The organism is Halobacillus sp. AWH4_228 (genome assembly GCF_056158365.1).
This window is the reverse complement of record NZ_JBSWTE010000001.1, coordinates 3,220,295-3,235,504: the sequence shown is the minus strand read 5'-3', so window position 1 is coordinate 3,235,504 and position 15,210 is coordinate 3,220,295. Positions and strand designations below refer to the sequence as shown.

Annotated in this window: 16 protein-coding genes; 13 read left to right on the top strand and 3 right to left on the bottom strand. The window is 48.5% G+C overall.

Annotated features, from left to right (window positions below; all coding sequences use genetic code 11):
- Nucleotides 1–34: 34 nt before the first annotated feature.
- The 3 genes from proB to ACXADP_RS16875 all read left to right on the top strand — a co-directional run bounded on the left by proB (nt 35) and on the right by ACXADP_RS16875 (nt 3,506).
- Nucleotides 35–1,165 (top strand): glutamate 5-kinase, encoded by a 1,131-nt coding sequence (gene proB / locus ACXADP_RS16885; protein WP_027956205.1) that lies wholly within the window; start codon nt 35–37, stop codon nt 1,163–1,165.
- A 20-nt stretch (nt 1,166–1,185) separates the two neighbouring features.
- On the top strand, nt 1,186–2,445 hold the full coding sequence (locus tag ACXADP_RS16880) for a glutamate-5-semialdehyde dehydrogenase (protein ID WP_474971967.1): 1,260 nt from the start codon (nt 1,186–1,188) through the stop codon (nt 2,443–2,445).
- 281 nt (nt 2,446–2,726) lie between these two features.
- Complete coding sequence (locus ACXADP_RS16875) at nt 2,727–3,506, top strand: nucleotidyltransferase domain-containing protein (RefSeq protein WP_474967555.1); 780 nt, start codon at nt 2,727–2,729, stop codon at nt 3,504–3,506.
- 16 nt (nt 3,507–3,522) lie between these two features.
- On the opposite strand, the gene ACXADP_RS16870 is transcribed toward ACXADP_RS16875, so the two are convergent.
- A complete protein-coding gene (locus tag ACXADP_RS16870) occupies nt 3,523–4,359 on the bottom strand; it encodes an STAS domain-containing protein (protein ID WP_474967556.1) in 837 nt (278 codons plus the stop codon).
- A gap of 158 nt (nt 4,360–4,517) precedes the next feature.
- Complete coding sequence (locus ACXADP_RS16865) at nt 4,518–4,919, bottom strand: CotY/CotZ family spore coat protein (RefSeq protein ID WP_474972324.1); 402 nt, start codon at nt 4,917–4,919, stop codon at nt 4,518–4,520.
- Nucleotides 4,920–5,347: 428 nt separating this feature from the next.
- On the opposite strand from ACXADP_RS16865, the gene ACXADP_RS16860 reads away from it, so the two are divergent.
- From ACXADP_RS16860 to ACXADP_RS16815, 10 genes are all read left to right on the top strand, one after another.
- The gene (locus ACXADP_RS16860) at nt 5,348–6,127 is read left to right on the top strand and encodes an SDR family oxidoreductase (protein WP_474971966.1); all 780 of its coding nucleotides are present in this window, start codon (nt 5,348–5,350) and stop codon (nt 6,125–6,127) included.
- Nucleotides 6,128–6,202: 75 nt separating this feature from the next.
- Nucleotides 6,203–7,075, top strand: coding sequence for a 3-hydroxyacyl-CoA dehydrogenase family protein (locus ACXADP_RS16855; protein ID WP_474971965.1), 873 nt, complete (start codon nt 6,203–6,205; stop codon nt 7,073–7,075).
- Nucleotides 7,076–7,087: 12 nt separating this feature from the next.
- Nucleotides 7,088–7,486, top strand: coding sequence for an acyl-CoA thioesterase (locus ACXADP_RS16850; protein WP_474967559.1), 399 nt, complete (start codon nt 7,088–7,090; stop codon nt 7,484–7,486).
- A 10-nt stretch (nt 7,487–7,496) separates the two neighbouring features.
- The gene (locus tag ACXADP_RS16845; RefSeq protein ID WP_474967560.1) at nt 7,497–8,558 is read left to right on the top strand and encodes a phosphotransferase family protein; all 1,062 of its coding nucleotides are present in this window, start codon (nt 7,497–7,499) and stop codon (nt 8,556–8,558) included.
- Nucleotides 8,559–8,560: 2 nt separating this feature from the next.
- Nucleotides 8,561–9,298 (top strand): 2-phosphosulfolactate phosphatase, encoded by a 738-nt coding sequence (locus ACXADP_RS16840; protein WP_474967561.1) that lies wholly within the window; start codon nt 8,561–8,563, stop codon nt 9,296–9,298.
- Nucleotides 9,285–11,045 (top strand): acyl-CoA dehydrogenase family protein, encoded by a 1,761-nt coding sequence (locus ACXADP_RS16835; protein WP_474971964.1) that lies wholly within the window; start codon nt 9,285–9,287, stop codon nt 11,043–11,045. The genes ACXADP_RS16840 and ACXADP_RS16835 overlap by 14 nt, the downstream gene beginning before the upstream one ends.
- 14 nt (nt 11,046–11,059) lie before the next feature.
- Complete coding sequence (locus ACXADP_RS16830; RefSeq protein ID WP_474971963.1) at nt 11,060–11,845, top strand: enoyl-CoA hydratase/isomerase family protein; 786 nt, start codon at nt 11,060–11,062, stop codon at nt 11,843–11,845.
- 10 nt (nt 11,846–11,855) lie between these two features.
- Nucleotides 11,856–12,830, top strand: a complete 975-nt coding sequence (locus ACXADP_RS16825; protein ID WP_474971962.1) for a quinone oxidoreductase family protein — start codon at nt 11,856–11,858, stop codon at nt 12,828–12,830.
- A 170-nt stretch (nt 12,831–13,000) separates the two neighbouring features.
- Complete coding sequence (locus ACXADP_RS16820; protein WP_474971961.1) at nt 13,001–13,558, top strand: GNAT family N-acetyltransferase; 558 nt, start codon at nt 13,001–13,003, stop codon at nt 13,556–13,558.
- Nucleotides 13,555–14,367 (top strand): protein phosphatase 2C domain-containing protein, encoded by an 813-nt coding sequence (locus ACXADP_RS16815; protein ID WP_474967566.1) that lies wholly within the window; start codon nt 13,555–13,557, stop codon nt 14,365–14,367. The genes ACXADP_RS16820 and ACXADP_RS16815 overlap by 4 nt, the downstream gene beginning before the upstream one ends.
- An 87-nt stretch (nt 14,368–14,454) precedes the next feature.
- Here the strand turns inward: ACXADP_RS16815 and ACXADP_RS16810 are convergent, their stop codons facing one another.
- Nucleotides 14,455–15,120, bottom strand: coding sequence for an O-methyltransferase (locus ACXADP_RS16810; RefSeq protein ID WP_474967567.1), 666 nt, complete (start codon nt 15,118–15,120; stop codon nt 14,455–14,457).
- Nucleotides 15,121–15,210 lie beyond the last annotated feature (90 nt).

The window sequence follows — 15,210 nt, the reverse complement described above, 5'->3', positions numbered from 1 at the left end:
GCTGACAGACGCAAAATTGTTAAACAGGAGTGATATGTTGAGTCAAACTAAGAAACGAATCGTTATTAAAATTGGAAGCAGTTCATTAACCAGTGCGCACGGTGAAATCAGCCGTCGTAAACTCGAAAAACTTGTCGATGAAGTTGTCCGTTTGAAGGACGACGGCCATGAAGTCCTCCTTGTCTCCTCAGGCGCGGTAGCCGCGGGTTACCGGAAACTGGGATGCCTGGAGCGTCCGAGCACCCTGCCGGAAAAACAGGCAGCCGCATCCATCGGTCAGGGTCTGCTCATGGAATCGTACTCTGATCTATTCCTATCCCATGGGTATATGGGATCCCAAATCCTCATCACGCGCAGTGATTTCTCTGATGAAAACCGCTACAACAACGCACGTAACACCATCAATGTCCTACTAGAACGCGGAATTATCCCTATTGTAAACGAAAATGACACGATTACGATCGACAGACTGAAGTTCGGAGATAACGACACCCTTTCAGCGAAGGTCGCCGGCCTTGTCGATGCTGATCAGCTGATTATCCTTTCAGATATTGATGGCCTTTATGATGCTGATCCTAGAAAAAACTCCGATGCAAAACTGCTTGATAAAGTCCACGAGATTACCCCTGAAATCGAAGCTGCAGCAGGTGATCCGGGAAGTGCGGTCGGAACAGGCGGCATGAAATCGAAAATTGATGCCTTCAAAATTTCCATGGCTTCCGGTATCGCTTCTTTCCTAGGAAAGGCTAATACACCGAACATCGTCTATGATGCGGTTTACGGGGATGCTGTAGGTACGTACTTTGAAATTACGACTGATGCTGAGAACCTCGATCAGAAGAAACAGTGGATTGCTTTTAACTCCGGACCGGAGGGCACAGTAATCATTGACCACCGTGCAAAAGAAACGGTTGTCGACATGAAACAGAGCTTGATGCCGGCCAATGTTCACCATGTCACAGGGCGCTTTGAAAAAGGTGCTGTCGTACGAATCCATGATCTGGATGGTGAAGAAATCGGCTTAGGCGTAGTCAACTATTCTTCTGAACAAATGAAGAACATGATCAATCTGACACAACCTGAACTCGAGTCTTATGATAAGGCTGCTGTTGAACAGAAAGATTTTGTGTGCCATCTCGAAGTATCCATGCCCGTAGGCGTTTAAAATACTCAAGGAGGTCTTTGATGACTGTAACTATGAATGTAAATGTGGAAGCTCAGGCAATGGAAGCGAAAAAAGCATCCAAACAGCTGATGATCCTTTCAAAAGAAGAAAAGAATGAAGCGCTGCTTCATCTGGCTGATGTACTTGAACGTGAATACGAAAGCATTCTGCAGGCCAATGAAAAAGATTTGGTCAATGGACGTGAGCAAGGCTTCACTGATGCGTTTATGGACCGTCTTTCCTTGTCCAAAGAACGCGTGGAGGATTTTGCCCAGGGACTTCGTGACGTTGCAGAACTGGAAGATCCAACAGGGCAGGTCCTGACAGACTGGACGCTGGAAAATGGACTGCAGGTAGAAAAAGTGACCGTTCCCCTCGGTGTGATCGGTATGATTTATGAAGCACGTCCGAACGTGACCGTCGATGCTACCGGACTCGCTTTGAAATCAGGCAATGCGATTGTCCTGAAAGGTGGCTCGTCTGCCATCCACTCCAACGAGGCTATTGTAGATGTCATTCACAAAGGACTCGAAGAGACGAAAATGCCTAAGGAAGCTGTACAGTTCATCGCTTCTACAGATCGTGCAGCTACAAACGAGCTGTTTACAATGAAAGAGCACATCGACGTATTGATTCCACGTGGAGGCGGACGATTGATTCAGGCTGTGGTAGAAAACGCCACGGTCCCTGTTCTTGAAACAGGTGTCGGCAACTGCCATATCTATATTGATGAGCAGGCGGATGTGGAAAAAGCGCTGAACGTTTTGATCAACTCAAAAACCGATCGTCCGGCTGTCTGTAACGCAGCAGAAACGCTGGTTGTTCACAAAAACTGGTTGAAAGAGCATAAAGATGCCTTAATCGCTGCATTGAAAAAGAACAATATTGCTGTTCATGGCGATGAGCACATCGTTGATACGATTCCAGGCGCTGTTCCAGCTGGAGAAGAAGACTGGGCTGAAGAATATTTGAGCACAGATCTAGCGGTGAAAGCTGTAGACAATCTGACAGATGCAATCGCGCATATTGAAACGTATGGAACGAAGCACTCGGAAGCCATTGTCACAGAAGACCAAAAAGCTGCCGATCACTTCTTTGCGCTTGTTGATGCAGCGGCTCTCTATCACAATGCATCCACACGCTTTACAGATGGCGGGGCCCTTGGATTTGGGGCGGAAATCGGTATTTCCACGCAAAAACTTCATGCCCGCGGACCAATGGGGCTGCCGGCATTGACGACGATCAAGTTCCTTATGAAAGGAAACGGTCAAACCCGATAAACAGAGATCAATTTTTCAGGCTGTCGAGGATATTCTCTCGGCAGCCTGTTTTTTTATGTAAATGAAAAATGTGTTGGAACAGTCAGGGATAAGGAAAAAACGTTCCAGTTAAAGATGGAACACATGGTGGCTCGGATGACTGAATAAGGAAGAGCCCTTCTGATCAAGGAGGCGCATAGGATATAGGACTGGCCTGTTATTCCTCCCATTTCCTGTGGTCATTTACTTTAAACTTCAACAACTGTATGATGTTGGAAACGCATTTTACAGGAGGGCTGGCGATGAGACAGGGAGAGGCTGTAGAGGTATTGTTGGAAAGCTTGAAAGTAGATGCACTCGTAAAGGCTGTCTTTTTAAAAGGGTCCATGGGCAGAGGGGAAGAAGATGTCCATTCCGATGTGGATCTTTACGTCCTTGTGGATGAAGAGGAGGAGCATGCATTTTTAAAGAAGAGAAAAACGCACCTTTTATGCTATCAACCTCTTTTGTTTTATGATGAAATCTTCATCATTGCTCCTCAGGTGATTGCGGTTTATGATAATCTCCTCCACGTGGATTTATTTACAGTTACAGAAGAAACACTGATCCATAAGGATTACGTCCGTGTACTGTACGATCCTGAAGGGCGAATGGAAAGGCATCAACAGGAACAGCAGCTTTATTTAGATGAACGTGATTTTCAGGATGCGGTTGATGATGTCACCTTCTTTTTGCTGCAGTATAAGAAAGCTTCCGATCGTGGAAATGATATGTGGGCATGTAAAGTGTTGAATGACCTGGCTTTGAATACAGCGAAGGTTCTTCTCCAGCATTATGCTCCCGATCGTGCGCAGCTTGGATTGAAAACGGCAGATCAGTCCCTGCCTGCCGGGGTTAAAAAGAAACTTCAAAAGGTTTACCAGCACTTGTCTCTGAGGGAGCATCCTACAGCTGTAAACGTTCTTATTCACCTATTAGAAGAGGAGTCTGCCTGGCTTCAAAAGGTGTGGAAAGGGAAGAAAGATACCCTTCCGTTTTTGGAGCGCATGATCTTCGAACTAAAAAACCAGCTTCCTGTCTGAACAGGAAGCTGGTTTTTTAAAAGGTTTGACCGGCCATCGCCTGCGATAACGTCGCGGTCGTCGTGACGTGACTGAAGTCGAGGCCGAGGGAAACGGCGGTCTGTGCAATTTCCGGACGGATGCCGACGACCGTTGAAGATACTCCGATCAAGCGGAGGCTGTCAATCAGCTGGAAAATCTGCTGGGCAACCATCGTATCCACGAGATAGACTCCTGACAAGTCTATGTACAGCAAGTCTACATCCTGCTCGGTGCATTTTCTCAGTATATTCTCCTGGATCGCAGCGGCCCGGTCGGTATCAATGTTCCCGACAAGAGGCAGGAGCGCCTGCTCATTCGACAGTTGAATCAATGGAGAGCTCAATTCATTGATGGTCGACTGCTGTTTTTCAATCGTACGGTTCAAGTAATTGGATTTTTCCTCGACGACCTGATACATGATCTGATCGAAGGCATCCACCAGGAGACGGGTCCAGCGTGTTTCTCTATCCCTGTCTACGTCGACATCCTGGGTTTCAATGAATTCCTTGAGGAAATCCAAGTATTGGATACGAACACGCATGAATTCCCGCATGATTTCATGTGTAGGAGTCTCGAGATGGTGGGGGTCCCGTCCAATTTCCACGATCCAGTCATTCATGTGAGCGAGAAAGGCCTCTTTATCCAGAGTGAAGATCTCGGCCAGATGTTTGTGAAATGCAAAGTTTTGGGATTTCAAATTTTCAATGGTTGCCTGATCACGGGAGGCATAGACGCCCGAAACCGAACTTTGATCGAGGGAATTATACCATTCTTCCGTTAGAATCGATGCTTTTTTCAATAGAAATTCTCGAAATGCTAGGTTGGCTTTCAATGGGGAAGCTCCTCTCTCTACTTGAGCCTCTCATAAAATCCGGAGAGCATCATAGATACTTTTATTATATAAGGTATCCCTTATATTTTCCATCTTTAGGCGGCTGAATAAGGAAATAAAACAACTTTCCGGACTGGTGCCGATCTATTCATCCACGTCTACCATGTTTTCCTTGGAGTAGTGGTTCCTAAACATCGGATCGAGCTGAAGCATGAAAGGTCGACTGTCATACATGTTCCGGATGCTGTATAGGAGTGGGAAGAGCTGTGACAGGAAGGATTTTCGTGTGGAATCAGCAGCTCCAGAACAGCACAGGAGTGGTCGGGGGAGAGTCTGACCGCTTTGAATATGCAAGATGTAAAGCATATATAGCTGCCCTCCTTTTCTTTGATCCCATTACCACAGAAGCGTTGTCCATCTCTGCAGTACAACATAAACGGAATGGTCGTATTTCCTTGTCGATGCTGATGATCACCGCGCAGAGCTGCGATGGATGTGCGGCAGCTGGTTTCAGAGTGACGACCGGCTACTATTTTCTGGGCTTTTATGATGGCTGCCACCGTCCTTGTCACGGAGCAGCAACTGCAAGAATCGTGTTTCAAAGGCAGTATCCTCCTTTCTATTCGATCTCTTATAGTCTATTCCGGACTGGAAAAAAGGGCTGTGCTTCCGTCCTGTTAGAGCCTGATATAGGACAATGGCCAATCCGTGGGAAGAGGCGGATGCATAAGGTATAGGACAGCGGAAGGAAAACGGCAGCTACAGCCTGCATATACAAGGAAGACCTTCCGTTTAAAGAATGCCAGCGTACACTGGCATTCTTTTAGTTTTTTCTTCTATATAAAAGAGACAGCCCCCTTCTCATGCACACGTATGAAAGGTGAATGTTCATTCATTTTTTGGTTGAATTTTCATAATAATGGGAGTAGAATGAAAACATACTAACCGTTTGGTATGTTACATAACTGAACTATTAAGGAGTGAGCTGATGCATGTGAAGGAGTTGTTCGATCTATCGGGGAAGACGGCGCTCGTAACCGGTGGGGGACGAGGGCTTGGAAAACAGATGGCCGAAGGATTTGCAGAGGCAGGGGCGGATCTTGTCCTTTGCTCCCGGAAACGAGAGGCATGTGAGGAAACCGCCCGGCAGCTTGAAGCAGAATACGGAGTCAAGACTGCCGCTTATGGTTGTGATGTAACAAACGTCGAAGACATCGAGCATGTCGTTCAAAAAACGGTGGAAAAGTTCGGCACCATCGATATTCTCGTCAATAACAGCGGGGCAAGCTGGGGGGCGCCAACGTTGGAAATGCCGCTGGAAGCCTTCCAAAAAGTAATGAATGTCAACGTGACAGGGACGTTCTTAATGTCTCAGAAGGTCGGAGAGGTCATGGTGAATCAAAAGTCAGGCAAGATTATTAATATCGCTTCTGTAGCGGGACTTGGCGGGGCAGATCCCAGATTCATGGATACGATCGGATATAACGCGAGTAAAGGGGCTGTGATCACCTTCACGAAAGACCTTGCTGTAAAGTGGGGAGCCCACAATATTCAAGTGAATGCCCTGGCTCCTGGATTTTTCCCTACCAAAATGTCGAAAGGACTACTGGAACAGGGAGGAGAATTCATTCTGGACCGCACCCCTCTCAACCGTTTCGGGTCCGAAGAGGATTTGAAAGGAGCGGCTCTTTTCCTGGCTTCCCGTGCGTCTGATTATGTGACAGGGGATGTGCTCGTCGTTGATGGCGGAATGCATGCTTCGTGCTGAGAAGAGCTGTTTTGTAAAGGACAGACGCCCATCCGATAAAAGGGATGCGTGTCAAGTTTATAGAGGAGGAATCGCATGGAGATGAAACAGATCACAGTAATTGGAGCGGGGAGTATGGGACATCAGATCGCTATGCTGTCAGCCCTTGCCGGTTTCGATACGTACGTGCAGGATGTCCGTCCCGATGCTTTAGGACAAGCGAAGGACAAGCTGGATCAGATCATGGCGAAATGGGTGAACAAGGACAAAATTTCTCAACAGGAAAAAGCGGAAGCCTTTGAGCGTCTTTCCTTTACGACCGACTTGCGGGAAGCGGCGGGGGAGGCTGACCTTGTTATCGAAGCCGTTGTGGAAAAGCTGGATGTGAAGCGGGAAGTATTTGCCCAGCTTGATGAGATTGTCCCTTCTCATACCGTGCTGGCTACCAACTCTTCTACAATGGTCAGTTCATTAATCGCTGATGTGGTTTCACGTCCGGATAAGGTCTGCAACATGCACTTCTTTTACCCTCCCCTCGTTATGGACTGTGTGGAAGTGGTCAAAGGGGAGCATACATCACAGGAGACGGCAGAATCGGCTATGGACGTCTGCCGGGCGTTGAACCGTACGGCTGTTTTACTGGAAAAAGAGATATCAGGATTTATCGCCAACCGCATTCTTTTTGCGATCCAGAAAGAGGCGGTGAGCCTGTATGAAGGTGGATACGCGGACTTCAAGGATATTGATAAAATCACCCGCAAGGCATTGAGTCATCCGATTGGTCCTTTCGAGCTCATGGACTTGTCAGGCATCGACGTCGGTTGTTATGTGATGCAGCAGCAGTACAACGAAACCGGCGATCCTGCAAACCTTCCACCAAGAACGATGACGGAGAAAGTGGAAGCGGGTGAACTGGGCCGGAAGACAGGGAAGGGCTTTTATACGTATGAAACGAAGGTGAATCAGTAGGAGGAGTAGGGCATGCACGAGATAGAAGTAACGGTACGATTTTGTGAGACGGATATGCTCGGTCATGTGAACAACAGCAATTTTTTTGTTTACATGGAAGATTCCCGCATTCGATTTTTCAAAGAACTGAAGCTTGTCGGGGAGGAGTGGAATTTTATTCTGGCTTCTGCCAAATGTGACTTTCTTAAGCAGGTGTACTTCAATCAGACACTGATCATAAAGAGCAGCGTAGCGAAAATCGGAAACTCCAGTTTTCATCTGATACAGGAGATGGTGGAGAAAGATTCACAGGAAGTCGTGGCTGAGGGAAGTTCAGTCATCGTGCAGTTCGATTTTGAAAAACAGAGAAGTCTGCCATTTACAGACGAAATGAGACAGCGTCTGGAGGAGCATAAGCCCGTTGTGAAATAGGAGGGGTCGGATGGCCGAAACGAAAGATACGCAGGCAGTGCGTAAAGGTGAAGAGCTGGATTATAAGATATTGATTCCCTTTTTGAAAGAACGTTTGAACATGCCGGGCGAGGAGCTTACCATCAGACAGTTCGGCGCCGGACACTCCAACTTAACGTATGAGCTTTCTGCGGGAGAAGACTGGAAGGTTGTGCTGAGGCGTCCGCCGCTTGGGCCGGTTGCTCCAAAGGCCCACGATATGGAGCGGGAATACAACGTGCTCCAGGCGCTGCATCCAGTTTATCCACTGGCTCCGAGACCTTTTCTCTTTGAATCTGGTGATCTGCTCGGAGCCCCTTTTTTCATAATGGAACGCAGAGAAGGAATCGTCTATGATAAACAGTTTCCAGAAGGAGTAGAAGGAAATGCGGAGCTCGGACGGCGGGTTTCACAGACGATGGTGGACAAGCTTGCCGAACTTCATGCTGTGGATTATTCGAAAACAGAACTCGTCCATATGGTGAAGCCTGATGGATTTATGGAGCGTCAAGTACACGGATGGATCAAACGGTACGACCGTTCGCGGACGGACGATGTTGTTTCAGGTGAACGGTTGAAGAAGTGGCTCTTGGATCATATCCCTTTATCCGGGGGAGCTTCTGTCATTCATTATGATTACAAGTTGAACAATGCCATGTTCAGCAGGCAGAACCATGCTGAAATGGTCGGGCTGTTTGACTGGGAAATGACAACGGTTGGAGATCCGCTTGCAGACCTGGGAGCAGCGCTCAGCTATTGGATCCAATCCGATGATCCACCGATGCTGCAGGAAGGGCTGGGCAGACCGCCGGTCACAGTAAAGGATGGCTTTTTTACAAGGGATGAGTTTGTAAACGCTTACTCTTTAAGGAGCGGCCGGAATGTCGACGACATCCATGTTTATTTGACATTTGCTTACTTTAAGCTGGCTGGAATTATCCAGCAGATTTACTTCCGGTATAAAAATGGTCAGACAGAGGATCCAAGATTTGCTCAAATGAATCATTTTGTCAATAACTTGATTCATCATGCGGAAGAAACGGCAGGGTTGTAGGTATGGGGAAAATCGAAGTCATTTTCAAAAAGGAAGACATCCAGCCTGAAAAGCTGGCCGGGAAAACAGCTGTGGTTTTTGACGTGCTTTTTGCAACGTCGACAATGACGGCCGCGATTGCTGATGGGGCGTTGTCTGTGCTCCCTGTTTACAGTCCTGAGCAAGCTCGGAAAACAGCCGAGGCATTTGACCAGCCCTTTCTTCTTGCCGGCGAGGATCAAGGGCGGACGATTGAGGGGTTTTATCCGCCTTTACGAAATCAGCTGAAACCATTTGTTGCGGGTAAACATCTGATTTTGACAACTACGAATGGTACAGTCGCGCTTCACAAGGCTCAACAAGCGGCAGATCTTTATGCCTCATCGCTGCTCAACAACCCGGCAACAGCCAAGCATCTGAACGAATCTCACGGCGGGGAAACGATTGTGATCATCTGCTCTGGATCAAGCGGTTTGTTTACAATGGAGGATTTTTATGGAGCTGGAAGTCTTGTCCATCATATGCAGCAGGATGGACATTGGGAGCTTTCAGATGGGGCGTTAACATCCCTGCATTTTTATAAGGGCGGTGGTGAGGGCCGGGAATTGCTTCGTTCCTGCCGGATTGGAAACTGGTTAATGAAACATGGTCTCGATCCTGTGGAAATCGACTTCGCTGCACAGGAAGGAGTGGTTGAAGCGGTTCTTGCTTACGACAAAATAACAGGACAAGTGAAGGAGAGGTATTATGCATCCAGTTAAAGATGAATGGAAAGGTGGTCGATTCCTCACTTCCGATATTGATCCGGAGGCGGTTTTCACCCCGGAAGATCAGACGGAAGAGCACCGGATGATCGGCCGGACCGCCCGGCAGTTTATTGAAGGAGAGGTGCGTCCATATAGGGAACGCATCGAACGGGGCGATTATGACTTCGTTGCCCGGAAGATGAAAAAAGCAGGGGAGCTGGGGCTCCTGGCTCACAGCATTCCGGAAACGTACGGTGGTCTCGGGCTTGATAAAATCAGCAAAGGCATCGTGGGAGAAGCGCTGGGGAGCGCCGGCGGCTACAGTGTGGCCCATTCCAATCATACGTGTATCGCCACTCTGCCCATTACTTACTTCGGTTCGGAGGAACAGAAGAAGAAATACCTGCCGAAACTTGCCTCTGGAGCTTTTATAGGTGCCTACTGCCTGACAGAACCGGAAGCAGGATCGGACGCTTTATCCGCAAAAACGACAGCTGTCATGAACGACACCGGATCGCATTATGTGCTTAATGGAACGAAAATCTATATAACGAATGCTGCGTTTTCCGATACGTTCATCGTGTACGCGAAAGTGGATGGAGAGCATTTTACAGCTTTTATCGTAGAAAAGGATTTTCCAGGGCTGTCGATCGGTCCGGAAGAAGACAAAATGGGAATCAAAGGATCCTCCACCTGTTCAGTTGTAATGGAAGACTGTCAGGTCCCGGTGGAGAATCTTCTGGGGGACGTCGGCCGGGGGCATTTGATTGCGTTGAATGTGTTGAATCTCGGCCGGTTTAATTTAGGGTTTGCTACACTTGGTGCGGCAAAGTACAGCTTTCAGCTCGCTCTTGCTCATGCTTCCGAGCGTCGGCAGTTTGGAAAAGCGATCACAGATTTCAGGGCAAGTAAGCAGAAACTGGCTTGGATGGCCGCGGACTTATATGCGGCTGAATCGGTCATGTACCGGACAGCGGGTCATATTGAATCAGCACTCGCGGACCACTATGATACAGAAGACAAACAAGCTGTGTCCAAAGCGATGAACGAGCATCGTATGGAAACAGCCATCTGCAAGATTGTCGGATCTGAAACACTGGATCGTGTCGTCGATGAAGCGGTTCAGCTTCACGGAGGGGCAGGGTTCATCAAGGAATATCCGGTTGAACAGGCTTATCGTGATGCGCGCATCAACCGCATTTTTGAAGGAACCAACGAAATTAATCGTCTCCTCATCCCGGGTGCCTTTTTCCAAACAGCCGGAAAAGCGGAAATAGATACACATACCTTAGTGAAACAAGCCGATGAATCCCTGAAAACAGGTGGTTACAAACGGGAGCAGGGTCCTGTGCCGAAGCTCGAAGAGGCGGTCGCTTTGTGTAAAGATTTATATCTCGTTTCCGCTGGAGCTGCCTATAAAATTCATGGATCCGCTATGAAAGAGGAACAGGAAATATTGATGGAACTGGCAGACATAGCCATTGAAATCTACCGCTCCGAATCTACCGTTCTTCGTGCCAAAAAAGGCAGTGGAACCTCAAGTCTTCACCTGCAGCTGGCTGAGACCGTCATTGAGAGGTCCGTTGAAAATGTCCGCCTGTCTGTGAGCCGCTTGTTTTCTTCTCTCCTTAAAGGAGAAGAACGGACGAAGGCATTGAGGAGTGCTGCAGCCCTGTTGAGTGTGTATTCCTTTGAAGGAAGCCTGGATCGGAACCGCCGCCTTGCTGAACAAATGGTAGAATCCGGTCACTATAAAGTTTAAAAGGAGAGATGAAGATGAAATTAGGAAATGAGCATGTAGCTGTGGATATCAATGGACCCGTCATGTCCTGTGTCCTGAACCGTCCGGAAAGTCTGAACGCTTTTTCTGACCAAATGATCGGTGGTTTGATGGAAGCTTTGGAAGAGGCCTCCAGGAATGAGGAAGTGAAAGTGATTACGCTTTCCGGAGCAGGGCGGTCTTTTTCGGCAGGAGGCGATGTGAAAAGCATGGGCGAAGCTTCGGCCCAGCATTTGTATGATCATGTCGGTGAGTTGAATAAACTGATTCTGAAGATCAAAGATGTACCGAAGCCGGTCGTAGCGGTCGTCCATGGGTATGCGGCCGGAGCAGGGTTCAACCTCGCTCTTGCCTGTGATCAGATTCTGGCAGCTGAAGAAAGTCGGTTTGTTTTGAGCTTTGCGCAGGTCGGCTTGATATCCGATGGCGGCGGTCACTATTTTCTTTCCCGTCTCATCGGTCCCTACCGGACGAAAGAGCTGCTGTTTACTGCCGAACCGATTCCAGTCGAGACAGCATCAGAGTGGGGCCTCGTCAACAGGGTGATTCCAGCTGGTGAGCTGGAAGAGACAGCGATGGATTATGCGTTTCGTCTGGCTAAAGGGCCGGGGAGGGCCATCGGTATGATGAAGAAAATTGTGGATCAAGCCGATCAATCCGACCTTGCCGCTATCCTGGAGCAGGAACGGATTTCTCAAACGATGATGGTGGAAACAATGGATCATAAAGAAGGTGTGGCTGCATTTAAGGAAAAGCGGAAACCACAGTTTACAGGGAAGTGAGGGAAGAATGATGAAAGCTATTCAATTTAAAGAATATGGAAGTCCATCCGTCCTTGAAAAAGTGGACATTGAAAAGCCGTCCCTGGCTGAGGATGAAGTGCTGGTCAAAGTATCGGCTGTTGGTGTCAACTATGCCGATACGGCCCGTAGAGAGGGGGCCTATGTGGTTCCGACACCTCTCCCATTTATCCCTGGTGCTGAAGTGGCCGGGGTTGTGGAGGCTGTTGGATCTGACGTCCAGGATGTGCACGAAGGGGACCGTGTCGTGACTTTGATTGAATCCGGTGGGTATGCGGAGTATGCGAAAGCGAAGGCTGTCTCCCTCATTCCGATTCCTGAAGAGGTGGACGATGAAACGGCTGTGGCCATTCCTCTACAGGGACTGACTGCTTATCACATTTTAACGACGATGGGACGGATGGAGCACGGAGAAACGGTGCTTGTTCATGCAGCAGCAGGAGGGGTAGGATCGCTTGCGGTGCAGCTGGCGAAACAGTTTGGTGCAGGGAAAGTCATTGCAACGGCAAGTACAGAGGAGAAGCGGCAGCTGGCTCTTGAACTTGGAGCCGATGAAGCGGTGGACTATACGAAGGAAAACTGGCGGGACGATGTTCTTGAAATGACGGGCGGACGCGGGGTCGATGTTGCTTTGGAAATGGCAGGAGGAGACATTTTCCACGAAACGGTGAAGTGTATGCGGTCGTTCGGTCGTGTAGTCGTGTATGGGGTAGCCAGTGGAGATCCGGCAAAAATGTATCCTTCCGGCTTGATGCACCGAAACTTATCCGTCATCGGTTTCTTCCTTCCGCAGATTATAAAGAAACCGGAAATGTTCAAACGAAGCCTTCACCATTTATTGGAACTAGTGAATACCGGCGATGTAAATTTGACGGTAGGCGGTGTGTATTCATTGGAGGAAGCAGCCAAAGTCCATGAACTGATGCAGGGGAGAAAAACGAAAGGAAAGCTTGTACTTAAGCCATAATGCCGGTTTAAGGCTGTCGGGAAATCCCCGGCAGCTTTTCTATTTTCCCCGATCTTCAAAGGTGCCTCTGAGAATCGGTCCCTTTTTTGAAGCTGATCCAAGGACAGGGAGGAATCAATTGGAAACTTGTCGAATACACAGGACACGCAGAAATAAAGGGGGCTTTTATCTTGTTTACCTATACAGTTGATGATCAGTTGTCATTGAAATTAATTGGACACGAAGACGCTGAAGAACTCTTTCAATTATCGGACCAATCCAGGGATCACCTTCGAACGTGGCTTCCGTGGATTGATTTCACGAAGACGGTGGAGGATACCCGGGGGTTTATCCAAAGCAGCCTAAAGAGATATGCGGAACATAACGGCTGGACGGTCTGTATCCTTTGGGAAGGGCGGATCGCCGGTATCGTTGATTTCCACGAACTGGATTACAACAACAAAAGGACCAGCATCGGTTACTGGATGGGAGAGGAATTTAAAGGGAAAGGTCTGTTGACACGCGCCTGCCGGGTATTATTCGATTATGCCTTTCATACGCTTGGGATGAACCGGATCGAGATCCGTGCGGCGGAGCAGAATGAAAAAAGCAGGGCTGTCCCTGAGCGTCTCGGTTTTGTAGAGGAAGGACTCATCCGCAGCGCCGCCCTCCTCTATGATGAGTATACAGATCATGTGGTCTACGGCATGCTTAAAAAAGACTGGGTCAAACAAACGGTGGACCTATGAAGTATCAGGTAGAAGCTGTCCAGTTGAAAAGTCCCGCCAAAAAAGAAAGCGAAGATGCCTATGTTCTTCATGAGGCCGCCGGTGTTTTCGGCGTGTTTGATGGAGCTACGCCACTTGTTTCGTTTGAAGATGAGGATGGTCATAACGGCGCCTATCTTGCAGCCCATCGTTTCAGGGAACACATGCAGAACATGGACGGTGATGCTTCCTTGAAAAGAACAGTGGAGGAAGCCAACACCCGTTTGTTTGAAGAGATGGTTTCTGCCGGAGTGGATACGTCCAGAGGAGAGGAGCGGTGGTCGACGTGTGTCGCTGCGATTAAATTGGAACACAGGCATTTCCACTATGCTCATCTGGGAGATTGCATGATTATGGCCGGTGATAAAAAGGGGGCTGTTCATGTCCTCACGACAGATACCGTCGCAGGAATCAGCGCCCGTGCAAAATCGAAAAGAGAGAAAGACAGAGGAAATGGACTGCAGGTCAAGGAAGAGCCGTATTATGACGTGCTTCTACATAAGCTTCAGTATAACCGGGGCCTGGCTAACACACCAGGAGGTTATACGGTAGCCAACGGTATGCCGGAGGTGATGACCCATCTGGATTCAGGCTCCTATCCAGTTGAAGGGCTCGAGGATCTATGGCTTGTAAGTGACGGTTTATTCCATCCTGAACTTTCTTTGGAAGAGACATGCAGACGAATGAAGCAGGAGGGGATCCGCTCCTATATCAGCGATCTTACTTCCTATTTAGAGAAGCACCAGCTTCCGATTGACGACCGGACAGTGATCCACCTGCGCTTTTCCTAAACTGTTTGCTGGTGAAACGAAAAAAACCTGAAGGATGACCGCTGTCAATCGATCATCTTTCAGGTTTTATAGTTAGGAGAAAGTCCGTTATGATTCGACCACCGCAAGTAGGAAACCGTCATACCCTTTGTTTCCAACTGTCTGGAAGACGGTGCTCTCCAGACGCGGATGATTGTGGAGAAGGTCGAACATCTGCCGGATTCCTTGGATACTTTGGGACTCGCTGTTTTCCTCGAGGATTTTACCGTTCCGAATGACGTTGTCGACCAGGATGGTTGTTCCTGGTTTGGACAGTTTCAATACGTGTTCGATATAGTGGGGATTGTTCTCCTTATCGGCATCGATGAAAATAAAGTCGAAGGGTTCGTCATTCTCGAGCATAGGGAGCGTCTCGAGAGCAGGCCCGACGTGAATGGAGATTTTATCCTTCACACCAGCGTTTTCCATATTGATGGAAGCCGTTTCGGCATGCTTTGGGTTAAACTCAAGAGTGGTGAGCACTCCATTTTCCGGCAGTGCTTTGGCCATCCAGATTGAGCTGTATCCGCCAAGCGTTCCAATTTCCAACACTCTGCGGGCTGCTTTCATTTTGACATAAAGGTAGAGCATTTTTCCCTGCGCAGCGGAGACACCGATGGAAGGCAGGCCTTCTTTTTCATTCAAGTCTGTAATGGAAGCCATTGCCTCATCCTCAGGAATCAGCCGGTCGATGACGTATTCATCTACGTTTGCCCACGTTTCACGTTCGCTCATAACATCCTCTCCTTTTCTTTTTTTGATGCCGCTTCCCAACCAGCAGCTGGTTACAAAGAACGGGCGGAACCCAGTGGACCGCCCGTTTTT